Annotated in this window: 19 protein-coding genes; 18 read left to right on the forward strand and 1 reads right to left on the reverse strand. The window is 67.8% G+C overall.

The window, feature by feature from the left end:
* Positions 1-60 precede the first annotated feature (60 nt).
* The 18 genes from rpoB (at position 61) to VHB92_RS05220 (ending at position 25,727) form a co-directional block, all read left to right on the forward strand.
* Positions 61-3,585 carry a DNA-directed RNA polymerase subunit beta gene (rpoB, locus tag VHB92_RS05135; RefSeq protein WP_325452073.1) on the forward strand — a complete coding sequence of 1,175 codons (3,525 nt, stop codon included), beginning with the start codon at positions 61-63 and terminating at the stop codon, positions 3,583-3,585.
* 44 nt (positions 3,586-3,629) lie between these two features.
* The gene (locus VHB92_RS05140) at positions 3,630-7,511 is read left to right on the forward strand and encodes a DNA-directed RNA polymerase subunit beta' (protein WP_325452075.1); all 3,882 of its coding nucleotides are present in this window, start codon (positions 3,630-3,632) and stop codon (positions 7,509-7,511) included.
* Between the two features lie 424 nt (positions 7,512-7,935).
* A complete protein-coding gene (locus tag VHB92_RS05145) occupies positions 7,936-9,093 on the forward strand; it encodes a hypothetical protein (protein WP_325452077.1) in 1,158 nt (385 codons plus the stop codon).
* A 181-nt stretch (positions 9,094-9,274) separates the two neighbouring features.
* Positions 9,275-9,751: a DUF6121 family protein gene (locus VHB92_RS05150; protein ID WP_325452079.1), complete on the forward strand. Its 477-nt coding sequence runs from the start codon at positions 9,275-9,277 to the stop codon at positions 9,749-9,751.
* Positions 9,752-9,932: 181 nt separating this feature from the next.
* Positions 9,933-10,388, forward strand: coding sequence for a PadR family transcriptional regulator (locus VHB92_RS05155; RefSeq protein WP_325452081.1), 456 nt, complete (start codon positions 9,933-9,935; stop codon positions 10,386-10,388).
* A complete protein-coding gene (locus tag VHB92_RS05160; RefSeq protein ID WP_325452083.1) occupies positions 10,385-11,389 on the forward strand; it encodes a permease prefix domain 1-containing protein in 1,005 nt (334 codons plus the stop codon). Before VHB92_RS05155 ends, VHB92_RS05160 begins: the two co-directional genes overlap by 4 nt.
* Positions 11,390-11,428: 39 nt before the next feature.
* Positions 11,429-12,496, forward strand: a complete 1,068-nt coding sequence (locus tag VHB92_RS05165; protein ID WP_325452085.1) for an ABC transporter ATP-binding protein — start codon at positions 11,429-11,431, stop codon at positions 12,494-12,496.
* On the forward strand, positions 12,493-13,308 hold the full coding sequence (locus VHB92_RS05170; RefSeq protein WP_325452087.1) for an ABC transporter permease: 816 nt from the start codon (positions 12,493-12,495) through the stop codon (positions 13,306-13,308). Before VHB92_RS05165 ends, VHB92_RS05170 begins: the two co-directional genes overlap by 4 nt.
* A 344-nt stretch (positions 13,309-13,652) precedes the next feature.
* Complete coding sequence (locus tag VHB92_RS05175) at positions 13,653-14,843, forward strand: endonuclease domain-containing protein (RefSeq protein ID WP_325452089.1); 1,191 nt, start codon at positions 13,653-13,655, stop codon at positions 14,841-14,843.
* 434 nt (positions 14,844-15,277) lie between these two features.
* On the forward strand, positions 15,278-19,768 hold the full coding sequence (locus VHB92_RS05180) for an FtsK/SpoIIIE domain-containing protein (protein ID WP_325452091.1): 4,491 nt from the start codon (positions 15,278-15,280) through the stop codon (positions 19,766-19,768).
* Positions 19,769-19,878: 110 nt separating this feature from the next.
* The gene (locus tag VHB92_RS05185) at positions 19,879-20,202 is read left to right on the forward strand and encodes a hypothetical protein (RefSeq protein ID WP_325452093.1); all 324 of its coding nucleotides are present in this window, start codon (positions 19,879-19,881) and stop codon (positions 20,200-20,202) included.
* A complete protein-coding gene (locus VHB92_RS05190; RefSeq protein WP_325452095.1) occupies positions 20,189-21,751 on the forward strand; it encodes a putative T7SS-secreted protein in 1,563 nt (520 codons plus the stop codon). The genes VHB92_RS05185 and VHB92_RS05190 overlap by 14 nt, the downstream gene beginning before the upstream one ends.
* A 17-nt stretch (positions 21,752-21,768) precedes the next feature.
* Positions 21,769-22,359: a hypothetical protein gene (locus VHB92_RS05195; RefSeq protein ID WP_325452097.1), complete on the forward strand. Its 591-nt coding sequence runs from the start codon at positions 21,769-21,771 to the stop codon at positions 22,357-22,359.
* Complete coding sequence (locus VHB92_RS05200; protein ID WP_325452099.1) at positions 22,356-22,991, forward strand: hypothetical protein; 636 nt, start codon at positions 22,356-22,358, stop codon at positions 22,989-22,991. The genes VHB92_RS05195 and VHB92_RS05200 overlap by 4 nt, the downstream gene beginning before the upstream one ends.
* Positions 22,988-23,674: a DUF3592 domain-containing protein gene (locus VHB92_RS05205; RefSeq protein WP_325452101.1), complete on the forward strand. Its 687-nt coding sequence runs from the start codon at positions 22,988-22,990 to the stop codon at positions 23,672-23,674. The genes VHB92_RS05200 and VHB92_RS05205 overlap by 4 nt, the downstream gene beginning before the upstream one ends.
* Positions 23,675-23,782: 108 nt before the next feature.
* Complete coding sequence (locus tag VHB92_RS05210) at positions 23,783-24,082, forward strand: WXG100 family type VII secretion target (RefSeq protein WP_325452103.1); 300 nt, start codon at positions 23,783-23,785, stop codon at positions 24,080-24,082.
* 138 nt (positions 24,083-24,220) lie between these two features.
* Positions 24,221-24,901 (forward strand): hypothetical protein, encoded by a 681-nt coding sequence (locus VHB92_RS05215; RefSeq protein WP_325452105.1) that lies wholly within the window; start codon positions 24,221-24,223, stop codon positions 24,899-24,901.
* Positions 24,894-25,727 carry a DUF3592 domain-containing protein gene (locus VHB92_RS05220; RefSeq protein WP_325452107.1) on the forward strand — a complete coding sequence of 278 codons (834 nt, stop codon included), beginning with the start codon at positions 24,894-24,896 and terminating at the stop codon, positions 25,725-25,727. Before VHB92_RS05215 ends, VHB92_RS05220 begins: the two co-directional genes overlap by 8 nt.
* A gap of 71 nt (positions 25,728-25,798) precedes the next feature.
* On the opposite strand, the gene VHB92_RS05225 is transcribed toward VHB92_RS05220, so the two are convergent.
* Positions 25,799-26,785, reverse strand: a complete 987-nt coding sequence (locus VHB92_RS05225) for an LLM class F420-dependent oxidoreductase (protein WP_325452111.1) — start codon at positions 26,783-26,785, stop codon at positions 25,799-25,801.
* Positions 26,786-26,840: the final 55 nt, after the last annotated feature.

The raw sequence follows: 26,840 nt of genomic DNA on the forward strand, positions 1-26,840 counted from the left end.
CCACAACCTGACCGACAGTCACCCGTGGTCCCTCGCAGGGACCCCATGGAGGTTATTTCCTTGGCTGCTGCGCGCAACGCATCTTCCACCACTTACAAGAACGGACGAAACCACTCTCGTCTTTCGTTCGCCAAGATCACCGACACCCTCACCGTTCCCGATCTCCTCGCACTGCAGACGGAGAGCTTCGACTGGCTGGTAGGAAGCGACGCGTGGAAGGCTCGCGTCGCCGAAGCCGAAGCACAGGGTCGTCAGGATCTGCCCAGCAACAGCGGGCTGGAGGAGATCTTCGAAGAGATCTCCCCGATCGAGGACCTGAGCGAGACCATGCAGCTCTCGTTCACAAACCCCTTCCTCGAGGAGAAGAAGTACTCCATCGACGAGTGCAAGGAGAAGGGCAAGACCTACTCCGCGCCGCTGTACGTCGAAGCGGAGTTCATGAACCACATCACCGGTGAGATCAAGACTCAGACGGTGTTCATGGGCGACTTCCCGCTGATGACCGAGAAGGGCACGTTCATCATCAACGGCACCGAGCGTGTCGTCGTGTCGCAGCTCGTCCGCAGCCCTGGCGTGTACTTCGAGCGCACCCCGGAGAAGACGAGCGACAAGGACATCTACTCGGCTCGCATCATCCCGAGCCGCGGCGCATGGCTCGAGTTCGAGATCGACAAGCGCGACCAGGTGGGCGTGCGCATCGACCGCAAGCGCAAGCAGTCGGTGACCGTCTTCCTCAAGGCGCTCGGCCTCACGAGCGAGGAGATCCTCGAGGAGTTCAAGGGCTTCACGTCCATCGAGCTCACCCTGGAGAAGGACACCATCCTCACCAAGGAGGAGGCGCTCAAGGACATCTACCGCAAGCTGCGTCCTGGCGAGCAGGTCGCCGCGGAGGCCGCACGCGCGCTCCTCGACAACTACTACTTCAACCCGAAGCGCTACGACCTGGCGAAGGTCGGCCGGTACAAGATCAACCGCAAGCTCGGCCTCGAGGCCCCGCTGTCGGACTCCGTGCTGACCAACCAGGACATCATCAAGACGATCAAGTACCTGGTCGCCCTGCATGACCCGACGGCTCCCGGTGTGAAGCAGCTCGGCGAGAACGTGTACGCGATCGACGGCACCCGCGCCGGCAAGCCGGCCGACATCCGCCTGGATGTCGACGACATCGACCACTTCGGCAACCGTCGCATCCGTGCCGTCGGTGAGCTCATCCAGAACCAGGTTCGCACCGGCCTCAGCCGCATGGAGCGCGTGGTTCGCGAGCGCATGACCACGCAGGACATCGAGGCCATCACGCCGCAGACCCTGATCAACGTGCGCCCCGTCGTCGCCGCGATCAAGGAGTTCTTCGGAACGAGCCAGCTGTCGCAGTTCATGGACCAGAACAACCCGCTCGCGGGCCTGACCCACAAGCGCCGCCTCTCGGCGCTGGGTCCCGGTGGTCTGTCCCGCGACCGCGCCGGTGTCGAGGTGCGCGACGTTCACCCGTCGCACTACGGCCGCATGTGCCCGATCGAGACGCCTGAAGGCCCGAACATCGGCCTCATCGGCTCGCTGGCGTCCTTCGCCCGCATCAACTCGTTCGGGTTCATCGAGACGCCGTACCGCAAGGTCGTGAACGGCAAGGTGACCGACCAGATCGACTACCTCACCGCGTTCGAGGAGGACGACTTCATCGTCGCCCAGGCCAACGCGCCGCTCAAGGCGGACGGCCACTTCGCCGAGGACCGCGTTCTGGCCCGACAGAAGGGCGGCGAGGTCGACCTCGTTCCCGCCGACCAGATCGGTTACATGGATGTCTCGCCGCGCCAGATGGTGTCGGTGGGCACGTCGCTCATCCCGTTCCTCGAGCACGACGACGCGAACCGAGCCCTGATGGGTGCGAACATGCAGCGTCAGGCGGTTCCGCTGGTGCGCAGCGAGTCCCCGAACGTCGGTACCGGCATGGAGGGTTACGCGGCCATCGACGCAGGCGACGTGCTCACGGCGGAGAAGTCCGGCGTGGTCGCGGAGGTCTCGGCGGATGCCGTCACCATCCAGCTCGACGAGGGCGGAACGCAGACCTACTACCTGCGCAAGTTCGACCGCTCCAACCAGGGCACGAGCTACAACCACCGCGTGATCGTGAACGCGGGCGAGCGCATCGAGGCCGGAGAGGTCATCGCGGATGGCCCCGCCACCGAGAACGGCGAGCTCGCGCTCGGCAAGAACCTGCTCGTGGCGTTCATGCCGTGGGAGGGCTACAACTACGAGGACGCGATCATCCTCAGCCAGAACCTGGTGAAGGACGACACCCTCTCCTCGATCCACATCGAGGAGTACGAGGTGGATGCCCGCGACACCAAGCTGGGCAAGGAGGAGATCACGCGCGACCTGCCGAACGTCAGCCAGGAGCTTCTGGCCGACCTCGACGAGCGCGGCATCATCCGGATCGGCGCCGAGGTGCGCCCCGGCGACATCCTCGTCGGCAAGGTCACCCCGAAGGGCGAGACCGAGCTGTCGGCCGAGGAGCGCCTGCTGCGCGCCATCTTCAACGAGAAGAGCCGCGAGGTGCGCGACACCTCGCTGAAGGTTCCGCACGGTGAAGAGGGAACCGTCATCGGCGTCAAGGTGTTCGACGCGGTCGACGGCGACGACGAGCTCGGCTCCGGTGTGAACCAGCGCGTCGTGGTGTTCATCGCGCAGAAGCGCAAGATCACCGCGGGTGACAAGCTCGCCGGCCGCCACGGCAACAAGGGCGTCATCTCGCGCATCCTGCCCGTGGAGGACATGCCGTTCCTCGCGGACGGCACGCCGGTCGACGTCATCCTCAACCCGCTCGGTGTTCCCGGCCGCATGAACTTCGGCCAGGTGCTGGAGATCCACCTCGGCTGGGCAGCCAAGCAGGGCTGGAAGGTCGAGGGCAACGAGGAGTGGGCCGCACGCCTGCCCGAGGTTGCGCGCGAGGCCGCCCCGAACACCAAGGTGGCGACACCCGTGTTCGACGGCGCGCTGGAGGAGGAGATCGCTGGTCTGCTCGACTCCACGCTGCCGAACCGCGACGGCGAACGCCTGATCGACCACACCGGAAAGACGCAGCTCTTCGACGGCCGCTCCGGCGAGCCGTTCCCGGAGCCCATCTCGGTCGGCTACATGTACATCCTGAAGCTGCACCACCTGGTGGACGACAAGATCCACGCTCGCTCGACGGGCCCGTACTCGATGATCACCCAGCAGCCGCTCGGTGGTAAGGCGCAGTTCGGTGGCCAGCGTTTCGGCGAGATGGAGGTGTGGGCCCTCGAGGCCTATGGCGCCGCCTACGCGCTGCAGGAGCTGCTCACGGTGAAGTCCGACGACATCCTGGGCCGCGTGAAGGTGTACGAGGCCATCGTCAAGGGCGAGAACATCCAGGAGCCGGGCATCCCGGAGTCCTTCAAGGTTCTCATCAAGGAGATGCAGTCGCTGTGCCTGAACGTCGAGGTGCTCTCGGCCGACGGCACCCCGGTGAGCCTTCGCGACACGGATGACGAGGCCTACCGTGCGGCGGAGGAGCTCGGCATCAACCTGTCCAGCCACTTCGAGTCGTCGTCCATCGACGACATCTGAAGCCAGCCAGACCTTTACTGACGCCTTTTCTAGTAGGAGAGAAATTGCTCGACGCAACAACTTTTGACGAGCTTCGTATCGGCCTGGCCACGGCAGACGACATCCGTCGCTGGTCTCACGGTGAGGTCAAGAAGCCCGAGACGATCAACTACCGCACCCTGAAGCCGGAGAAGGACGGTCTGTTCGGTGAGCAGATCTTCGGACCCTCCCGCGACTGGGAGTGCGCGTGCGGCAAGTACAAGCGCGTGCGCTTCAAGGGCATCGTCTGCGAGCGCTGTGGCGTGGAGGTCACCAAGTCCTCCGTTCGTCGCGAGCGCATGGGCCACATCGAGCTCGCCGCTCCGGTGACGCACATCTGGTACTTCAAGGGTGTGCCCAGCCGTCTCGGCTACTTGCTCGACATGGCGCCGAAGGACCTCGAGAAGGTCATCTACTTCGCCGCCTACATGGTGATCGACGTCGACGAGCAGGCTCGCCACGACGACCTGCCCGGCCTCGAGAACGAGCTTCGTCTCGAGATCAAGACGCTGACCGACCAGCGCGACGCCCGCGTGGCCGACCGCCTCGCCAAGCTGGAGAGCGACCTCGCGGCTCTGGAGGAAGAGGGCGCGAAGGCCGACCAGAAGCGCCGCACGCGCGATGGCGCCGAGAAGGAGATGGCGCAGATCCGCAAGGGCTTCGACGAGGACATCGCCCGGCTCGAGCGCGTGTGGGAGGGTTTCCGCACGCTCAAGGTCGGCGACCTCAAGCCCGAGGATGCCGACTTCAACGAGCTCGTCGACCGTTACGGCCTGTACTTCACGGCCTACATGGGCGCTGAGGCGATCAAGCGCCGCCTGGAGGCGTTCGACCTGAACGCCGAGTCCGAGCTGCTGCGCGACCAGATCGCGAACGGCAAGGGACAGAAGAAGATCCGCGCGATCAAGCGACTGCGCGTCGTCTCCTCGTTCCTCGCCACGGGCAACTCGCCTGCCGCGATGGTGCTCGACGTGGTGCCGGTGATCCCGCCGGAGCTGCGCCCGATGGTGCAGCTCGACGGTGGCCGCTTCGCCACGAGCGACCTGAATGACCTGTACCGCCGCGTGATCAACCGCAACAACCGTCTCCGCCGCCTGCTCGACCTCGGTGCTCCCGAGATCATCGTGAACAACGAGAAGCGCATGCTGCAGGAGGCCGTCGACGCGCTGTTCGACAACGGCCGCCGCGGTCGTCCCGTCACAGGTACCGGCAACCGCGCCCTGAAGTCCCTGAGCGACATGCTCAAGGGAAAGCAGGGTCGTTTCCGCCAGAACCTGCTGGGCAAGCGCGTCGACTACTCCGGTCGTTCGGTCATCATCGTGGGTCCGCAGCTCAAGCTGCACCAGTGCGGTCTGCCGAAGGACATGGCGCTCGAGCTGTTCAAGCCGTTCGTCATCAAGCGACTGATCGACCTGCAGCACGCGCAGAACATCAAGGCCGCCAAGCGCATGGTGGAGCGCGCGAACCCGCAGGTGTGGGACGTGCTCGAGGAGATCATCCGCGAGCGCCCCGTTCTGCTGAACCGCGCCCCCACGCTGCACCGCCTGGGCATCCAGGCGTTCGAGCCGCAGCTCGTGGAGGGCAAGGCCATCCAGCTGCACCCGCTCGTGTGTGCCGCGTTCAACGCGGACTTCGACGGCGACCAGATGGCCGTGCACCTGCCGCTGTCGGTGGAGGCGCAGGCCGAGGCGCGCATCCTGATGCTCGCATCCAACAACATCCTGAAGCCGTCGGACGGCCGTCCGGTGACCCTGCCCGCGCAGGACATGATCATCGGCCTGCACCACCTGACGACCATCAAGGAGGGTGCGACGGGTGAGGGCCGTGCGTTCTCGTCGGTCTCCGAGGCGATCCTCGCCAAGGACCAGGGCTCGCTCGACCTCAACGCCAAGGTGCGGATCCGTCTGGAGAACCTGTACCTGGCCGAAGAGGACGCGCCCGAGGGCTTCGTGCAGGGCGGAACCGCCCTTCGCGAGACCACGCTGGGCCGTGCGATCTTCAATGAGACGCTGCCGGAGGACTACCCCTACGTGGAGGCGGTCGCCGACAAGGGGAAGCTGTCGTCGATCGTGAACGACCTGGCGGAGCGCTACCCGAAGGTGGAGGTCGCCGCGACGCTCGACCGCGTCAAGGATGCCGGCTTCTACTGGGCGGCCCGTTCCGGTGTGACCGTCGCGCTCAGCGACATCGTCACCCCGCCGGAGAAGAAGGACATCATCGCCTCCTACGAGAAGAAGGCGGCGAAGGTCCAGAGCGAGTACGAGAAGGGTCTGACGACCGAGGCGGAGCGCCGCCAGGAGCTCATCAAGATCTGGACGGATGCCACCGACGAGGTCGCCAAGGCCATGCGCGAGAACTTCCCGGAGCACAACACCATCAACCGCATGGTGTCCTCCGGTGCTCGTGGTAACTGGCTGCAGGTGCGCAACATCGCCGGTATGCGCGGACTCGTGAACAACCCGAAGGGTGAGATCATCCCGCGTCCGATCATCTCGAGCTACTCAGAGGGTCTCTCGGTGGCCGAGTACTTCATCGCGACGCACGGTGCCCGCAAGGGGCTGGCCGACACCGCTCTGCGCACGGCCGACTCCGGCTACCTCACCCGTCGTCTCGTCGACGTCTCCCAGGACGTCATCATCCGCGAAGACGACTGCGGCACGACCAAGGGTCTCGACCTGCCGATCGCTGCCCGCAACTCCGAGGGTGTGCTGGTGCGCGACGAGAACGTGGAGAACTCCTCGTTCGCCCGCACGCTGGCCACCGACGTGGTGGACGCGAACGGCACGGTCGTCGCCGAGGCCGGTCAGGATGTCGGTGACGTGCTCATCGACAAGCTGATCGCGGCGGGCATCGAGACCATCCGCGTGCGCTCCGTGCTCACCTGCGAGTCCGCCGTCGGCGTCTGCGCCCAGTGCTACGGCCGTTCGCTGGCCACGGGCAAGCTCGTGGACATCGGCGAGGCCGTCGGCATCATCGCCGCGCAGTCGATCGGTGAGCCGGGCACGCAGCTGACGATGCGTACCTTCCACACCGGTGGTTCGGCATCCGCCGACGACATCACGCAAGGTCTTCCCCGCGTGCAGGAGCTGTTCGAGGCGCGCACCCCGAAGGGTGCCTCCCCGATCGCCGAGGCCGCAGGCCGCGTGCGCATCGAGGACACCGAGAAGGCCCGCTATGTCGTGCTCACCCCCGACAACGGCGACGAGGAGCACCGCTACCAGGTGCTCAAGCGTTCGACGCTGCTCGTGGAGGACGGCGACCACGTCGAACTCGGTCAGCAGTTCATCGTCGGTACGGTCGACCCCAAGGAGGTGCTGCGCGTGCGTGGCATCCGCGCGGTGCAGGAGCACCTCGTGGGCGGCGTGCAGGGCGTGTACCGGTCGCAGGGCGTGCCGATCCACGACAAGCACATCGAGGTCATCGTGCGCCAGATGCTGCGCAAGGTGACCGTGGTCGACCACGGCGAGACCGAGCTTCTGCCCGGTGAGTTCGTCGATCGTGCGAAGTACAACGAGATCAACCGCGCCGCGCTCGCCGAGGGCAAGAAGACGGCATCCGCCCGCCAGGAGGTCATGGGTATCACCAAGGCCTCGCTCGCGACGGAGTCGTGGCTGTCGGCGGCGTCGTTCCAGGAGACCACACGTGTTCTCACGCAGGCCGCCATGGAGGGCAAGCGCGATCCGCTGATCGGTCTCAAGGAGAACGTGATCATCGGAAAGCTGATCCCGGCCGGTACCGGTCTGACTCGCTACCGCAACGTGACCGTCGAGGCCACGGAGGAGGCGAAGGCGGAGCGTTACCCGAACCGCATCTTCACCGACGACACGGTGTTCAACGAGAACGATCTGAGCTTCGTCGATTTCGACAGCTTCAGCTCGGATGACTACACCCCGGGTACCTACAACTGATTGAGGGAGGGGAAAGCGAGCTTGCTCGCTTTCCCCGACCGATTGAAGTTGTGAGCGGCGAAGCCGCGATATAACTGACCAAGGTGAGAACCGAGCGAGCTTGCTCGCTTGGCCGAACCGCGGGAAGTTATGAGCCGCGAAGCGGCGATACAACTGATTGAGGGTGACAAGCGAGTCCGCTCGCTTCCCACCAGGAGCCCCGCGCCACACCAGCGCGGGGCTCCTGTGCATTTCCGGCGCCTGTGCATTCGCGCGTGCTTCGACCCCCCACGGGCGTGGATGCCGCACGGTGAGCCTCGCGCCAGCGCCATCGGCCCCCTGCTACCGTGGCGAAAGCTGTCCTGTTGAGCGGCATAGCCGCGAGCACCGCGACAGGTGACTGAACCTGATGAGCGGCTAAGCCGCAGACTGTCCAGGGGGCACCATGAGCAACGACACACCGCAGGCTGCAGGTTCGAACGAGGAGTCGCGTCCGTCCGACGACGAGCTCACGGGCGACGAGGCGCGTCCTGAGCCGTCAGAGGCGAACGTCTCCACCGACGCGGGTGAGTCGATGGCGGAGGGCGACGCGGCCGACCCGTCTGATGGCGGCCCGGTCGATGACGCCCAGGCAGGTGCAGGCCGAGCCGACGACGATCTGCCGGCGGACACCCGGCCGGTCGGCACCAGGGTGCACGAGGGTGCCGGAGATGCGACCGAGCACGAGGTCCACGACGCCGGGCGCGAGGCCGCCGAACCCGTGACGCAGCGCGGCGCGGTCAGCGACGACACGGCCACGTCCGACGCGGTCGACGCCGGGAACGGTGAGACGGATGCTCGCGAGCCGCACGAGGCGATCATCCTGCCTCCCGAGCCGAGTCGTCCCGTCGACGATGAGCCCGAGACGGCGGCGACGGGGCCCGTCGCGTCGGCAGCAGCCGACCAGGATGCGAGCGACCCCCGCCAGGCCGCGGCCGCAGACGACGCGCGAGTGCCCGAGCCGGTGCCGTACGCGGCGACGGCGGCAGCGGCGACGCCGATGTACGTCACGGCTCCGACGCCGCCCAAGCGCAGGGGCAACCGGCTCATGGGCATCCTCATCGACGTCGTCGCGACCGTCGCGTACGCCGTCGTCTTCGCCGCCGTCGCACTGGGGCTGTTCGCCCTGCGTGAGCCGCGTACCGCGCTCGCTCTCTGGGAGCGCTACCTGCAGACGGCGGGGTTCTGGGTTCCCGTGGTCGTCTTCTTCCTCGCTTACGCGCTGCTCATCGCCATCGTGAACCGCGGGGGCTGGTGGGCGCACGTGGTTGGCTCGTTCTTCGTGGGCGCCGTCGTCTACTTCGGCTACCTCGGGGGAGCGCTGCTGACGGTGCAGGCCTGGACGATGAGCCTGAACGAGGCGAACCAGTTCGTCGGCACGCTGTGGACGAATCCGCTGACGATCGCCTCGGCCGTGGTCGCGCGCGAGGCCGCGCTGTGGTTCGGCGCCTGGATTGCGGCCCGCGGACGGCGCGTTCGCGCGGCCAACCTGGAGGCGCAACGCGACTACGAGCGTCGCGTCGCGGCGGGACCCACGGCGAGCCCAGCAGCCTCAGGCGCCTGATTCGAGCGCGCGGGAGGACCGCCGGCCCGACGCCTGAGCTGCCGGACTCCGCCGTCACCCGCGCCGCTCGCGCCGAGAACCAGCGGAACATGACCCGGGGTGCTTGGATCGGAGTCATCGCACGTGCGATGCGGCAGCGGATGGTCGCGGCCGCCTGACACCGCAGCAACCAGCACCCATCATGGAATTTCGTCGTTACGCAGCCACCCTCGCGTTCTTCGCGACGGCGCTCTATGCTGCCCTGCTCATCGCAACGCTCGGCGTGCTCAGCGTGCTGCTGGAGCGGGACGTGCTCGACGATCCGGATGCCGGGCCGCTGGCCGGCCCGATCGCCTGCCTGGTCGCCGCCGGCGTCGTGTTCACCGCGCTGCTGGTACGAGCGCTGAGAGTGCCACGGCACGCACACGACATCGCGGTGGGAGTTGCTCTTCTCACCGCTGTCGGCTCGTATCTCGGCTACGCCGTGGCTGCCGGTCTCGTGGTCGCGATCGCCGACCCGTACCGTTTCGTTCCGTTCGTGGTGGGGCAGCTGATCGGACCGTTCGCGGCCGCTGCGGGCATCCTGTCGCTGATCGTCGTGCTGCTCGACATGATCGTGCTGTCGTCGAGGATCGACGAGCGCGGCCGACCGCGCTGGCCATGGGAGAAGCGCGGCTAGCGCTGCCGCGCCGCGACTAGCACTGCCGCGCCGCGACTAGCACTGCTGCGCCGAGGCCGCCATCCGCCGGCCGAGGTCCCCATCCGCCGGCCGCGCTCCTCGTCCGGGCCGAGACCCGCCGAGATTCATGCTGTCGATCATTCTTGACAGCCGCAGTACTTGATCTGATATAGTACTGCACATGACACCGAACACCGACCCCGAAAGCGCAGCCGGGGCGGGCGAGCCGTCGCCGTCTCACGAGTCGACGACGGTCGCTCCGGCATCGGGCGACGCGTCGGAGGCGGCGTCGTCGTCCGCATTCGCGGCCGACCTGCTGCGCGGCCACACCGACACGATCGTGCTCGGCGTGCTGCGCGCCGGCGACAGCTACGGCTACGAGATCCACAAGGCCATCCGGGATGCCACCGGCGGCGACTACGAGATCAAGGAGGCCACGCTGTACGCCAGCTTCCGCCGGCTCACCAAGGACGGCCTGATCGAGCCGTACTGGGGAGACGAGACGCAGGGCGGGCGCCGCAAGTACTACCGCATCACCGACGCGGGACGCGCCGTGTACCGCAGGAACGTGGACGACTGGATCGCCACGCAAGCCATCATCAACACGCTTCTGAACCTGAAAGGGGACCGCTCATGAGTCGCCACGACAGCTCGGGACTCGACGACCACTCGGAACTCGACGCCCGCCTCGACGCCGCGTTCCGCGCGCTGCCCGACACCGACGACCTGCGCGACCTGAGAGACGAGCTGCGCGCGTCGCTCGCCGACCGCGTGAGCGAGCTGGAGGCATCCGGATTTGGGCCCGTCGGGGCCATCGATCGCGCGCTGGCCGAGCTCGGTGACATCGAGGCGCTCGCCGCCGAGGTGACTGGGCAGCCGGTGACCAGGGGCACGGTCGGAGCCGGAGGCTTGGAGGGCGGCGTGCGTGAGGCCGCTTCCCAACCGGATGCCGCTGCCCGGGCACGGGACCTCATCGAGCTCATGCGCCGGCACAGGGTGCGTCCGCGTCCGGCCTTCGTCGTGCGCACCGTCGTGCTCGCGGTCATCGCCGCGGTAGGACTGGCGCTCACCGTGCTCACGGCGTGCGGGATCCTCGCCTGGCCGCTGTGGGCATCCACCGTCACCGCGATCGTGCTGCTGGCGATTCCCGTCGGCGTGCTCGTCGGCGACGGCGCGCACCAGGAGACCACGACGAACTACCCGGTTCCCGCAGGTCGCGCCGCGTCATACGGCTCGGCGTCGTTCCTCGCCGTCGCCGGACTCGCGATGGCGGGCCAGTTCGTCGGGGAGCTCGATCAGGTGTGGCTGATCGCCGTCGGCGCACCACTCGTGGTCGTCGCGGTCGCGTGGTTCAGCTACCTCGGTGCCACCCAGACGAACCGCAAGAAGCCCTGGGCGAGACAGCTGGCCAGCCGCTATCAGGGCACGGACCGGTTCAGCCAGGACGAGGCGGCCGCCGCCAGGTTCGGCATCTACACCGCCGTGATCTTCGTGGTCGCGATCGCCGTGTTCCTGGTGCTGAGCTTCACAGTCGGATTCGTGTGGTCGTGGCTCGCGCTCGTCGCCGGATTCGTCGTCTTCTTCCTCATGCTCGCCCGCATGCTCTTCCCCTCCGACTCGGTCAAGAACCGCAGATAGCGCACTTCACCTCACCCTCTCTCTTCGAACGGAGAAGCCATGAACACCACCAACCAGGGCGCGTCCGGCCTCGCGGTCGACGTCGCCGACCTGACGAAGACCTACCGCGGCGCGCACCGCACCCCGGTTCACGCGCTCGGTGGCCTCACCTTCCAGGTGCCGGCCGGGATCGTGTTCGCCATGCTCGGACCCAACGGGGCGGGCAAGTCGACGACCACGAAGATCCTCACGACGTTGAGCCGTCCGAGCGGCGGATCCGCCTGCATCGACGGCATCGACGTCGTGAAGCGCCCCGCCGAGGTGCGGCAGCACATCGGCTACGTCTCACAGGGCGCCAGCACCGACCCGCTCCTCACCGGGACGGAGAACCTGGTGCTCGCCGGCCGTCTCCGCGGCATGGCGGCTGCCGATGCCAAGGCAAGGGCATCCGCCTTGCTCGACGAGTTCGGGCTCGGCGACACCGCAGGCCGCCCGGTCGGCAAGTTCTCCGGCGGCATGCGCAGACGTCTGGATGTCGCCGCTGCGCTCGTGCACGCACCCCGCGTGCTCTTCCTCGACGAGCCGACCACCGGACTCGACCCGGAGGCGCGTGCCGCGATGTGGAGCGAGATCCGTCGGCTCTCGGCCGAGCGTGCGATCACCGTCATCCTCACCACGCACTACCTGGAGGAAGCGGACCGCCTCGCCGACGATGTGATGATCATCGACCACGGAACCAGGGTCGTCGGCGGGAGCCCTGACGAGCTCAAGGCGTCGCTGAACGGCGACACGCTCCGGGTCACGCTCGTCGAGCCCGACGTCGAGCGCGTGCGGCGCGCGGCGGCATCCGTGTTCGGGCTGCGCGACATCGTCGTCGAGTCGGAGGGCACGAGCGGGCAGCTCGTCGCCCGAACCGACGACGCTTCGGCCGCTGTCGCGCCCACCATCGCGGCACTCGAAGCGGCCGGCGTCGCCTTCGGGGCGGTGTCGGCATCCCGGCCCAGCCTCGACGACGTCTACCTGCATTACGCCGGCCGCTCGTTCGAGCGAGCGGATGCGCCGTCCCACGGCGCCCCGGCATCCGACCAGGACCAGACCGGTCCCGCCCAGAAGGGAGAAGCAGCATGACCGCAGCATTCGTCGAGACCGTTCCCGCTCACCGGGTGCGCTCCGGATGGCTCACTCAGACCGCCCAGATCACCGGCCGCTGGTTGATCAACGTTCGCCGCCAGGCATGGGGCGCCGCGTTCTCGCTCGTGCAGCCCATCGTGTGGATCCTGCTGTTCGGCCAGGTGTTCTCCTCGCTCGGCAAGCTACCGGGATTCGGCGGCATCGACTACGTCACGTTCCTCGTGCCGGGCGTGCTCATGATGACCGTGCTGTACAGCGGAGCATGGGCGGGCAGCGGCTACATCGACGACATGAAGTCGGGCGTGATGGACCAGCTGCTCACCGCCCCGGTCGCCCGCACGGCCATCATCACCGGCCAGCTCGTGCAGCAGCTCATCATCTGCCTGGCGCAGTCGATCGTCGTGCTGGTCATCGGCTGGCTCGGCGGAGCGACCTATCCCGGCGGCGCAGGGGGGATGGTGCTCGCACTGCTCGCCGCGCTGCTGCTCGGCACGATCTTCTGCTCGCTGTCCACGGCCGCCGCGCTTACGGCCCGCAACCAGGTCGCACTCATCGGCATCTCGCAGATCGTGGTGCTGCCCGTGACGTTCCTGTCCACCACGATGATGTCGGCATCCCTCATGCCGGACTGGGTGCAGAACGTGTCCACCTACAACCCGATGACCTGGGCCGTCGACCTGGCGCGCAACACGCTCGCCGGAACCGTCGACAGCTCGGCCGGCTGGCACGTCGGCGGCCTCGTCCTGCTGGCCGTGCTCACCTTCGTCTGGTCGGTTCGCGCGCTGCGCGGATACCAGCGCAGCCTTTAGGGCTCAAGCTCCGCTGTCGCTTCGTGTGGAATGCCAATGCAGCACCCGACACGAAGCGACAGCGGAGTGCGTACCCGCGAAGCTCCCGATGTTCGGCTGTCCCTTGGCGTCGCGTTTGCGCACCGCACCCCATGTGAAGGGACAGCCGAACCTGTGCCGCGTGGACCGCACACTCGCGGCGCTCGCCTGTCCAGTTGGGTCGCCTACGAATGTCGCACCTCACGTGACCGGACCGCGGAACACCGGACGATCCGGTCAGCCAGTCACGGCGCCCAGCCTGGGGCCTCACCCGAGCGGTGGATAACGGCCGACGCGACATCCCAAACCACGTCACGCTGTCCCTCATGCGTCCACGCCCGCTTCCGCCCCGTCTAGGTGAGTCGTTCTCCGTCGCCGACGCGACGGCATCCGGCGTCACTGCTGGGCGGATGCGCGCCTCCGATCTCGAGATCCCGTTCCGAGGGGTGCGGCGTCGTATCACCGGCGAGGGCCGCACGGATTCCGAGAACGACGGTCGCTCCACCAACACGAGCCCCAACGGCGGGAGGTCCGTCGCCGTGAGTCCCAACCCCGGGGGTGCCGACACGACGCGCCCCAACACGGCGACCTCCGGCACCGGCCGAACCACCGCGGCCGGCTCCATCGCAGGCGGCTCGGACACCGGCGGTTCGCACAGGAGCGGCTCCGCGGGGAGGCCGCCGGCATCCACCGCGCCGCGCATCGCGGAGGCGCGCATCCTTGCGGACGCCAGAGCGTATGCCCAATGCATGACGGAGCACGAGTTCTTCAGTCACGTCACCGCCGCGATCATCTGGGGGCTTCCGTTGCCTTACGCCGCCATTCGCGACACACGCGTCCACGTGAGCGTCATGGCACCGCATCGCGCCTCCAAGCGGGCCGCCGTCGCCGCGCATCAGGCTCGACCACGGCTCGTGACCGTGCGAAGGCATCCGGAAACGGGGTTGCGTGTTTCGAGCCCGGCGTCCACGTGGGCGGGTCTCGCCACGGTCCTGAGACATCCGTATGACCTCGTGGCTGTGGCGGATGCCATCGTGCACGTGCCGCGCATGCCCGGCGGGTTCGCCCTACCGGCCGGAGAGCGGGAAGAACCGCTCGCCACGATCGACGACCTCGCGGCCCACGTCGGCGCGGGGCGCCGAGCCGGGATTGGTGCGTTGCGCGCGGTGCTGCCCCGGGTGCGGACGGGCGCGGCGTCCCGCCCCGAGACGTGGACGCGGCTGACGATCGTCGACGGCGGGTTGCCGGAGCCAATCCTCGACTACGACGTCTTCGACGAGCACGGATCCTTCGTGGCCTGCGTCGATCTCGCGTATCCGCAGCTGCGAGTCGCCATCGAGTACGACGGCGGCCAGCACCGCACCGATGCCCGGCAGTGGGCGCGGGATATCGACAGGCTCGAAGCTCTCGCCGCGCTCGGGTGGTACGTCATCCGTGTGGATCGGCGGCTCCTCTTCGAGAGACCCGCCGAACTGGTGCGCCGGGTCGCCGCGGTCCGCGCCCGCCGAGCCGCCTAGGCACAGGCCGCGGACCGCACTCGGCTGTCCGGTGTTGTCGTATTCGCGCGGTGCACCCGACGCGAAGGGACAGCGGGACGCTGCGGGATGGTGGCGTGCAGCGCGGGTGCCGCGCAGGCCCCCGCCCTCTTCGGCTGTCCCTTGGCGTCGCGTTTGCGCACTGCACCCGACGTGAAGGGACAGCCGAAGGTCGAGTGGGGAGGAGGGGTACGCGGGGCCACGGCCGCGAGTACGCGGTGCCGGAGCGGGAGGGCCGACCAGGGCGTCCCAGCGTGCATGAGACGGACGCGCGCCGAGCCGGCCATGGAGGAACGTGTACCGCGCTGTCTGGTCGGCGTGGGTCCCCGGTAGGGTGGACGGGTCGCGGTGGACGTCTTCTGCGACACCGGTCCCGACCTCGCGGGCACCGCCCCGGTTCCCCTGGAGACCCAGCCATGCGCCTCAAGCTGACGCTCAATCGGCCTTCCGGCCAGCCGGCCGACATCGTCGTCACCACGGATGCCGCCGCCAGCATCTCCGAGGTCGCCGCGGCCATCGCGCGCCTCGACCCGGCGGCCGGCGGCGATCCGCAAGCACACGGATCCCTCACACTGCACGCAGCGTTGCCTGGCCAGACCGAGTGGGTGCTGCTGCCGCCGGAAGCGCCGGTCGGTGAAGCCTGGATCGCGAGCGGCGCCGTGGTGCAGCTCGCCGAAGCGGGCACGCACTACTCGCCGAGAGGCCTGGGACGCGGGGCCCAGGTGGCGACGCTGCGGGTCGTCAAGGGCCCGGATGCCGGCAGCGAGTTCCCCATCGCGCTCGGAACGACGGTGCTGGGGCGCGATCCCGACTGCGACATCGTGCTCCACGACGACCTCGTGTCGAAACGGCACGTGCGTTTCGAGGCATCCGACGCCGTCGAGGTGATCGACCTCGGCAGCGCCAACGGAATCGTGGTGGACGGCGGAATCGTGCCGCGACTGCGCGTGACCCGCGAGGAGACGCTGCTCATCGGCGACTCCGAGGTGGTGCTGACGATCACGGACCGGCAGGCGCTCGCGGGCGTCGTCCCCAAGGCCGGCCCGGTCTTCTTCAACCGTTCACCCAAGGTCGAAGCACGCTATGCGGGTGAGGAGTTCGCCGCCCCCGACGTTCCCGCACGCAAGGAGCCGCAGCCGTTCCCGCTGCTGGCGATGATCGCGCCGCTCCTCATGGGTGGCGTGATGTTCGCGATCTCGAAGCAGCCCACCTCGTTGCTGTTCGTGGCGATGTCGCCGCTCATGATGGTCGGGAACGCCGTGACGGCCAAGTCGCGTGAGAAGCGACGCCTGAAGAAGTCCATAGGGGAATTCGACGAGCGCCTTGCCACTCTCACCGAGCAGCTCGAGGCAGAACGCGTGACGGAGCATCGCACTCGCACCGAAGAGTCGCCCTCGACCGAAGACTGCTTCTCGCAGGCGGCGGTGCGAGGTCCGCTGCTGTGGACCAGGCGTCCCGAGCACTGGTCGTTTCTCAACGTGCGGCTCGGAGTAGGACGCATGCTGAGCCGAAACGCGGTGCGGACGGCCGGCCGCGGCGAGATCCTGAAGCCGTATCAGGAGCGTCTCGACGAGGTTCTCGCGAAGCATAGGCATGTCGACGACGTGCCGATCATCGACAACCTCTATGACTCGGGCGCGCTCGGCGTGACGGGGTCGCCCGAGCAGGCGACGGGCAACCTCAACTCGATACTCGTCCAGCTGACCGCCTTGCATTCACCCGCAGAGCTGGCGGTGGCGGCCATCGTCTCGCCGCGCTGGTCGCGCGAGCTCGAGTGGCTCAAGTGGATGCCGCACACCTCGTCACCACAGTCGCCGATCGAGACGGTGCACCTTGCGGACAGCGCGGCCAGTGGTTCGAACCTGCTGTCCGCCCTCGAGGGTCTCGTCGACGCGCGGCTGGCCGAGAACCGGGCGAAGCAGCGACGCGGGGCCATGCAGAGCGACTCCGCTGCGCTCGAGCGCGGGGCGGGTGTCGGCAAGGATGGCGGTGCAGACGGCACGCCGTCTCCCATCCCCGCCATGGTCGTGCTCATCTCCGACGACGCCGACGTGGACAGGGCTCGACTCGTGCAACTGGCAGAGCGAGCCGCGGATGCCGGTGTGTACCCCATCTGGATCGCCGGCGACGTGCGGTCCCTCCCCGCCGTCTGCCGCACCTATCTGGAGCTCGGCGACCAGCGTGGTCGCGGCCGCGTGGGCTTCGTGCGACTCGGGGAGATCATCGAGGATGTCGCCACCGAGTCCGTCGACGGGGCGCGCGCCCTCGAGTTCGCGCGTCGCATGGCCGCCGTGGTCGATGCTGGAGCGCTCCTCGCCGACTCCTCCGACCTGCCGCGCAGCATCTCGATGGTCGCGCTGCTCGGGCACGAGCTCGCCGAGTCGAGCGATGCCGTCGTCGACCGCTGGCGGCAGAACAACTCCATCCACGATCGCAGTGGGGAGGCGCCGACGCCTCGTCGTGCCGGCACCCTTCGGGCGACGGTCGGCTCCGGAGGCGTCGATCCGATGCACCTCGACCTTCGCACGCAGGGGCCGCACGCTCTCGTCGGCGGCACAACCGGTGCCGGCAAATCGGAGTTCCTGCAGGCCTGGGTGCTCGGGATGGCTGCCGAGTACAGTCCCGACCGCGTGACCTTCCTGTTCGTCGACTACAAGGGCGGTTCCGCGTTCGCGGACTGCGTCAACCTGCCGCACTGCGTCGGGCTCGTGACCGACCTGAGCCCACACCTGGTGCGCCGCGCGCTCACCAGCCTGCGCGCCGAGCTGCGCTACCGCGAGCACCTGCTGAACCGCAAGAAGGCCAAGGATCTGCTCGAACTGGAGAAACGCGGAGATCCGGACAGCCCTCCCGCGCTCGTGCTCGTGATCGACGAGTTCGCGGCGCTCGTCGGCGAGGTGCCCGAATTCGTCGACGGCGTCGTCGACATCGCGCAGCGGGGACGATCGCTGGGCATCCACCTAATCATGGCGACCCAGCGACCCGCCGGCGTCATCAAGGACAACCTCCGTGCGAACACCAACCTGCGTGTCGCACTCCGCATGGCCGACGAGTCGGATTCGGACGACGTCGTGGGCACCAAGGAGGCCGCACACTTCGACCCTGGCATCCCGGGGCGCGGTGTCGCGAAGACCGGACCCGGCCGGCTGACGATGTTCCAGTCCGCCTATGCGGGCGGCTGGACGAGTCGTGAGCCGGAGCGTGCGGGCATCGAGGTCGCGGAACTCCGGTTCGGCGGCGAGATCCGCTGGGAGGAGCCGGGCGGCCGGGATGCGGATGTCGACCTCAGGCGCGACCCCGGCCCGACGGACCAGCAGCGACTGGTGGCGACGATGGTGGGTGCGCGGGAGGTCGCCCGCATCCCGCACCCGCGTCGTCCCTGGCTCGACGAGCTGGCTCCGGCGTACGACCTCAGCGTTCTGCGGCAGCGGACGGATGCGGAGCTGCTGCTCGGCGTCGCCGACGTGCCTGAGCGCCAGGAGCAGGTGCCGGTGTACTTCGAGCCCGACGTGGACGGCAACATCGCGATCTACGGAACGGGTGGCTCGGGCAAGTCCACGGTGCTGCGCACCCTGGCGTGTTCGGCCGCCATCACGCCGCGCGGGGGGCCCGTGCAGGTGTACGCGCTCGACTTCGGCGCGGGCAGCCTGAGGATGCTGCAGCAGCTTCCGCACGTCGGCGCCGTGATCAGAGGAGACGACGTCGAGCGCGTCGTGCGCCTGTTCCGCATGCTGCGGGCGCAGCTGGACGAGCGAGCCCCGCGCTTCGCGGCAGCGAATGCGTCGAACATCACGGAGTACCGGCAGTTGGCCGCACGACCGGATGAGCCGCGCATTCTGCTCCTGCTCGACGGCTTCCCGAGCTTCCGGGAGGACTTCGAGGTTCATGCGAACCGGGCGCAGTGGTACGAGGTGTTCCGTGACGTGCTCACCGACGGGCGGCAGCTCGGAATGCACGTCGCGTTCACGGCAGACCGCGCGGGGGCCGTTCCTGGGTCGGTCGGCTCGAGCGTGCAGCGCAAGGTCGTGCTCAGGCTCGCCGACGACAGCTACTCGCTGCTGGATGCCCCGGGCGACGTTCTTTCGGCATCCTCGCCCCCCGGCCGCGCGGTCGTGGACGGCAAGGAGACGCAGATCGCCGTCCTCGGCGGCACGCCGAGCGTCTCGGAGCAGTCGGTGAGGGTGGGAAAGCTCGCGGAGGCCATGGAGCGCGCGGGCGTGAAGCCGGCGCCGGCGATCGGCGCTATGCCGACCGAATACCGGCAGGCGTCCCTTCCCGACCGGGTCGGCGATCTTCCCGTGCTCGGCATCGGCGAGACCGATCTTCAGCCGATCGGGTTCCAGCCGACGGGCACCATGGTGCTGGCCGGTCCTCCGGCCAGCGGCAAGACCTCGGCGTTCCTCGCTGTCGCTGAATCCCTTCGGCGGTTCGACCCGGCGTTCCAGCTCTATTACCTGGGGAATGCGCGTTCGCCTCTCGTCCGGGCTTACCCGTGGACCGAGACCGCGACGACGGTCGAAGAAGTGGCAGGCATCGCCAAAGACCTCCTTGCCGCTGTCACCGATCCGGCGGCCGTGGAACGCCATGCCGTCTTCGTCGAGTCGATCGGCGACTTCCTGCAGTCCGCGGCGGATGCCCCGCTCGTCGAGCTGATCAAGGCGGTGCGGCGCAGCGACCACTTCCTGCTCGCCGAGGGCGAGACCAGCAGCTGGGGTTCCAGCTGGGGGCTCCTGGCCGAGGTCAAGAACGGACGACGCGGTCTCCTGCTCCAGCCGGAGAGCATGGAAGGAGACCTGCTGCTGAAGACTCCGCTGCCGCGCTTCGCGCGCAGCGAGTTCCCGCCAGGACGCGGCATGTTCATCGCCAAAGGCACCTTCGATCGCGTGCAGCTGCCGCTGCCTCAGTAGAGGCGATGGGGAGTGCTCCCCATGGCTCCGTCGTTTGCGTGGCCGATACGATTCCCATGCGCTTCCGGTGACACAGGTTCCGGAACCGCCACAGAGGAAGAGGAGTTGATGTGAGCGATCTGAAGATCACCGACGGCATCCTCGACGAGCTGCAGTCCGGACTGAAGTCGATCGTCGACCAGCTTCGGGACTCCACCAAGTTCTCGAGCGAGATCGGCGGCCTCGTGGGGCACGATGGCCTGTCGGGGCATGTGCACGACTTCGCGAGCGACTGGTCGGTGCACCGCGGCAAGATGATCGACGGAACCACCGGCATCCACGACCACGTCGCCGTCATCAACTCCGGCTTCACCCAGGCGGATGCGGACCTGTCGAAGGCGTTCGACCAGCCGGCGGCCCCGCAGAAGGAAGGCAGGGGCCATGGCGGCGAGTGAACTGGCGCCGCTGCCCGGTGACCCCACCGCGCTGAAGTCGAAGGCGGACGGCCTCGCATCGGCGGCGGAGCAGATCCAGCAGGCAATCGATCATCTGCGCAAGCTGGCAGACCGCGACGACACGGTCAGCCTCGCGATCGACTCGGTCCGTGGCAACGCGAGCGATGTCGCCGACAACATCACCAAGGCGCAGGTTCGCTATGCAGGCACCGCGCGGGCGCTGCAGGACTACGCGCCCAAGCTGGAGAGCGCGCAGCAGCGCGCGTTGCGCGCGATCGCCGCATACAACAGCGCACAGCAGCAGGTGAACTCGGCCCAGTCGCATCTTCACCAGCAGCAGGAGCAGTACAAGCAGGACCAGGCGAGCGCACCCACGCCGCCACCGGGTGCCGAGCCGGCCAAGCCGTTCGCGCAGACCCCGGAGGGCAGCAGAGCGAATCAGGCCCTCAGCGACGCGAACGGCGCCGTCTCGGATGCCCTGAACGAGTACAACGCCGCCATCGCCGAAATCGACGAGGCCGCGAAGACGGCGATCTCGCAGATCAAGAAGGCGATCAGCGACAGCGGGTTGAACGACGGCTTCTGGGACAAGCTCGGGCATGCGCTGGAGAGCGCGTGGAACGATGCCGTCGCCTGGGCGAAGAAGTACCTCGCTCCCGTTCTCGACGTGATCCAGAGGGTGGCCGCTGCCATCGTGGACATCGGCGGCTACATCTCCATGGCGCTGAACATCCTCGCGGTGTTCATCCCTGTGCTCGCCCCGATCGCCGCGGCCGTGGACATCATCGTGCTCGCCGCCGCCGCCGTTTCGTTCCTCACCACGCTGGCGCTCGTCGGGCTGGGCGATCGATCGCTGGGAGACCTCCTCAACACGGGCATCACGCTGGTGGTCTCGGCGCTGCCGATCAAGGGCGATGCCGCAGCGCTCACCAAGGCCGGCAAGTTGACGGGCGTCGCCGAGAAGCTGACGACCGGCAAGCTCGGCGCGGTGATCGACGTCGCCGACAAGCTCAACGGACCCCTGGACAAGTTCGCGAAGTTCGTCGGCAAGGGTGGGGCCGCACTCGGCGAGAAGGCGGGATCGAAGTATCTGGGCTTTCTCGGTGCCAACCGAGCGGCGGACTATGCGGCGGCCGCATTCCACGGAAGCCTCGAACACGGCACGTCGCTCGACCGGGCCGGGGAGAACGCCATCTCCCAGTACCGGCACGGCATGACCGAGGCAATCAGGGATGCGACGGGTGGGGCGGCGCAGAAGGTGACGACGGCGGTATCCAACACGCTCATCACCTCGGCGACCAACAACGCGGGCACGGCTGTCGACAATTTCTGGAATGGCAACAACATGCCAGGTCACGACTACTTCGAGACGCACAGCGCCCTCGAGATCCAGCCGCTCATTCCGAACATCCAGGTCGTGCCGGGCTCGGCGCCGTCGACACTCGGCGGCCTCAACCCGCTCAACATCGTCGATGCGGGCAGGAGCCTGACCGTGGATGCTCCGCAGGCGCTGGCGCACGCCGTGACGGGTACGGCTACGCTCAAGTGACGTCTGAGAGGAGTTCCGTGGCGCTGCAGTACACCTGTCTGATCCAGGCGCAGTGGTTCGAGGCGCCCAGAACGCCCGACAAGCTCGTCGAGCTCTCGGCGGAACTCGACCGCCTGGTAGACACACCGGAGGCCAGGGCAATCCTCGGACATGCGGCAGAACGACTCGTGCAGCAGGTCGCGAGGGACGAGCATCCCGATCGACACACTTGGGGTGGAGTCGGTGACCGCGCACTCGGCGACATTTCGGCGGTGATGACCATCGAGCCTGTCAAAGCACGCGGAGTGGATCTCGATCAGTTCCTCACGGCCTGGACGCAGGCGGATCCCGGTGAGGGCCTCGATGTCTGGCTGCGCGACTTCGAGAAGAAGGAGATCGCAGGTCGTCGCGCCGTATCAGGGCACGAGATCCTCCAGAGTGCAGAGGGGGAGAGCGGAGAGCGGATACTGACGGAAACCTACCGCGCCGCCGTCACCGCTCCCGGCCTCGCCACGTTCATGCTCGTGACGATCACGACCGATGACCTTTCGATCTTTGACGACATCGTCGGCTACGGCGACACGGTGGTCGAGACATTCGAGTTCGAGACCGCCAGGGGAGTGGTATGAGCGGGCCGGCGAAGTCTCCGGGCGTTCAGATCGTGCTTCCGGGCAGCTGGTGGAAGATCCCGGTGGGTGATGAGGAAGCCGCGACTCGCGCGATCCACGCCCTGGCGAACAAGGTGACGAATCGCATGGATGCGTTCGCCCGCCTGCGTGGCGACCTGCGCAAGCAGTTGACCGAACTCGCCGAAACGGCACGAGCCGGCGGCGCAGAGCAGGTGTTCCTGGCGCTGGAGATCGTTCCCGGCACCACGTTGCCGATGTCGCTCGCCCTCTTCTGGCCTGACATCGACGTCCTCGGATCGACGCCATCCAAGCCTCAGACGGTAATAGCACTGGTGCGGGAGGCGCTCGAGGCGCTGCCCGATGCCGCGGAGTACTCCGACCAGGAAGAGGCGGTGCTCGGTGGCACGCAGACCTGGCGAAGAAGCAGGACCATCGTGCATCCTGCCGACGGTGACGTCGGCGAGTACGAAACCTTCGTCGTGGACTACTGGGTGGCTGTTCCGGGATCCCAGCGGGTTGCGCTGCTGACCTTCTCGACGACCATTCCCGGAGATCGCGAGCTCCTGCTCCAGTTGTTCCGCGTTATGGTCGAGTCGATGCGATGGGATGAAGACGCGAGCGACGACTCGTGACTCAGAAGAAGACGGCACAGCAGCGCAAGAAGAAGGCCGGGCCTGGCTACATCTCCACGGCAGTCGTGCTGGCACTGGGCGCGGTGTTCTTCGTCGGCGGGCTGATTCCCCTGGTCGGCCAGATCGTTCTGGCGTCGCACTCGTCGACCGCGTCGGCCGTCGTCGTGGGCTACCGCACCCATCCCTCCGGCGGGAAGGGCGGATGCGGCGGGCCGGCGTATGAGCCGGTGGTTGCATTCGACGCAGGCGGCAGCAAGGCCACCGCGACGCTGAGCAACAAACTCATCTGTACGGCCCCGTCCAAGGGCGCGGAGGTGCAGGTGCTCTACGACACCACGAACCCTTCGAACGCCGAGTTCCCGTCCGCGTCCCAGAACTGGGCATGGCCGATAGTAGCCGTCGTGGTCGGTGCCCTGCTCATCCTCGCGGCCGCCGCAATGGCTAGATCCACCCGGAGGACCCGTGCCGCTATCGCCGGCGGCGGACCGGTGCCCGGCAGCAGGAATCAGGCCAGGAAGCGTGAGAGAGCGCGGGAGCGAGACCTCGACCGCCGCGCATCCGGCTACGTGCAGACACTGGCCCAGCAACGCAATGACGCAGGCGCCGTCCATGACGGCCCTACGCATCCGCAGCCCGAGCATCCCGGTGCCGGCCGGCCGGACCACGGCACGCAGTCTCGCTAGTTCGGGGCATGGGTACCACTCCCCATTCCCTGCCCTTCGGAGCCTGCGATAGCGTCGATTCAACGAGGTTGACCCAACCGGGTCGGCCGGAAGACCAAGGAGAATCCCATGGCGAACATGAACGTCACCTACGGCGACATGACGAGCGCTGCCGGCCGTCTCACCAGCGGTAAGGAAGACCTCGTCTCCAAGCTCAACGAGCTGCAGACGCTGGTGAACCAGCTGGTGAGCGACGGCTTCGTGACGGACGCCGCATCCGGTGCGTTCCACGATTCGTACACGCAGTTCACCACCGGTGCGACCAACGCGGTCAACGGCCTCGACGGAATGTCGCAGTTCCTCACCAAGGCTGCCGACACGCTGCAGCAGACCGACTCGTCGCTGGCATCCAGCGTCGGCGGACACTAGTCGCCGCCCGGCCGTGAGGCCGGATGCACACGCCAGGCCGTGGCGCGGATCCGATTCCGCGCCACGGCCTTCGCGTGTCCCGGCGCAGCGGCGCCGATATCCTGTACTGTCCGCGGCCGAGTTTCGAGAGGTGGTTGCGTGGACTACTCCGTGAACCCGTGGTGGGTGTATGTGCTGGCGGTCGTCGGCACGTTCGCGCTCGTCATCGGGCTTCCGCTCTGGGGGATCGCAGCAGGATCGCGCCGGGCGAGAAGGCAATCGGTGATCATCAGGAACGGAACCGTCTCGGTGACGGATGCCGCGTACGGCGGTGAGCGGAGCATCCCGGTCGGTGAGATAGGCACGGTGGTGTACCTCCCGCCGCTCGAGCCGAACCGGGCGGTTGCGCCTCTGACATCCGTTCCGCTCGCCGTCTCGAGTGCGCAGCAGGGGCAGGACTACCGCATCACGCAGGCCCGCGCCCTCGGGAGCGGAGGGGACATGTTCGCCACCGGCGGTCTGATCGTCCTGAACACGAAGGGCCGCATGGTCGGCCACGTCGCCTACGAGGTCGGATCGAACGCCCCGCTGGCCACGGTGTGGAAGCAGATTCCCGCGCAGAACTACGTGGAAGCGCCGCTGAAGAAGTCCGGCAACGGGTATTCGCGCGCCGCTTTCAAACGGGCGTTCCCCCGAGCGCTGCGATTCGGTCAGCTCTGGGGGGCCACGCGCTGGACCTGGACGGTGCTGGGACTCGTCTTCGTCGCCACGCCGATCCTGGCCGCCGTCGTGGCGTTCGTGTGGATCTTCATCGCGACCTGCATCGACGTGTATGGCTGAGAACAGCGAGCGCGACGCGTACGGAAAGGGTGGCAATCCAGAGCGCGACGACCCGGCTAGGCCGAACGGCGAGACGCCACATCGCGCATCACAGTCGGCTCCGGAAGGAGTCAACCTGCTGGGAACACCGCAGCGCGTGGCCGAGAACGTGGATGCCGCCCGCCGACGCTACGCTGTCGGCCCGTTCGGGCAGGCATGGCTGTGGACGATCGGGGCGGTGCTGTCGCTCGCCGGCCTGTACAAGATCGTCGCCGGACCGGTGCTGGCAAGCACGCTGCCGACCACGAACGGAACCGTGCTCGGCTGGATCACCATCCCGGCGCGGGCGATCACCTACGCGCCGAAGATCGCCTACGAGGTCGGCGGCAGAACGTATCAGTTCGTCGCGGGATCCACCGTGTCGACCCTGACCGGCGCACCCAAGACCGTCACCGTCGCCTACGTGCCCTTCGACCCGTCCGTCGCGATCTGGAACAGCGGCGAATGGTGGTCGCCTTTCACGGATGTCTATCTCATGGTGACGTTCGTCCTCGGCCTCATCCTGCTGGGCGTCGCCGTCTACGAGCGGAGCATCCGGCACTACTGGGTGGCGAAGAACCCGGATGCCGGAGTCGCCGGCCGCCGCCTGCTCATCGGGCTGGGCATCGTGCTCGCAGTCGCGGGCTTCGCCTGGGTGGTCGCCGGATACGCGTCGCCTGCTTCCTGGTACATCCCGCCTGACCCGAACGTCCTGGCCGCCTTCGTCGCCGCCATCGGTACGGCGTTGCTGGTGACCGGCCTGCACTACCGCACGGTTGCCGGCGCCGACCGCTCAGCGCCGCGCTGAGCCGCGCTGAAGCGATGCCGGCCCTCCGAGCGAAGGGCCGGCATCGCACGGATCATGGGCACCGCAGGGATCTAGGCCAGCACGGGAACGACCTCGCGCTCGAACAGCTCCCATCCCGACGTGTCGTACGCGAGTTCCGGGAAGTAGTGGATGCTGTACCCCAGCCCGTGCTCAGCCCGCCTCGTGAGGCGCTCCACGATCTGCTCCGGCGTCCCGAACCCGTCGGAAGCCAGGTACTCCTGCCGGATGTGATCGGCCCGCTCGTCGCCGACGTGCGGGCGCAGGCGCGCGATGACGGCATCCAGCCGGTCCCGCGCCTCCGCCTCGGTGGGGGCGACGATGGTGTTGAAGTTCGACGACTGAGTGATCTCCTGCGGGTCCCGGCCCAGGCGCTCGCAGTGCGTGTGCAGCACCGAGCGCTTGTGATCGAACTCCTCGATCGTTCCCGTGAAGTTGGTGTAGTCGCCGAACTGGGCGGCGATCCTGAGCGTGACCTTCTCGCCGCCGCCCGCGACCCAGATCGGGATGCCGCCGTCCTGGATCGGAAGCGGGCGCACGATAGCGCCGTCGACGTTGTAGTGCTCGCCGTCGAGCGTCGCGGTTCCCGTCGTCCAGGCCTGCTTCATGATGTCGACGCCCTCGCGCAGCATCCGCAGCCGCTCGGGCACGGCGGGGAACCCGTAGCCGTACGCGCACCACTCGTGCTCGTACCATCCGCCGCCGATGCCCATCTCGACGCGCCCGCCCGAGACGTGGTCGGCGGTCGCCGCCACCTTCGCGAGGTACGTGGGGTTGCGGTATCCCATGCACGTGCACATCTGTCCGAGGCGGATGCGCTCCGTCGACGCACCGAAAGCCGTCATGAGCGTCCACGCCTCGTGCGTCGCCTCTTCGCTCGGCACCGGAGTGGTGTGGAAGTGGTCGTAGACCCACAGGGACTCCCAGGGGCCGGCATCCGCCTGCTTCGCAAGCCGGCGCATGGTCGGCCACTGTTCGCTCGGGTCGATCCCGACGAGATCGAAGCGCCAGCCTTGGGGGAGAAAAGTTCCGAATCGCATGGCGACCACGTTAGCGGCGCGTCCTCTTGCGGATTGCAACGTGGCAACGGCGCCG

It is taken from the genome of Humibacter sp., from assembly GCF_035547335.1.
Taxonomy (GTDB): Bacteria; Actinomycetota; Actinomycetes; order Actinomycetales; family Microbacteriaceae; genus Humibacter.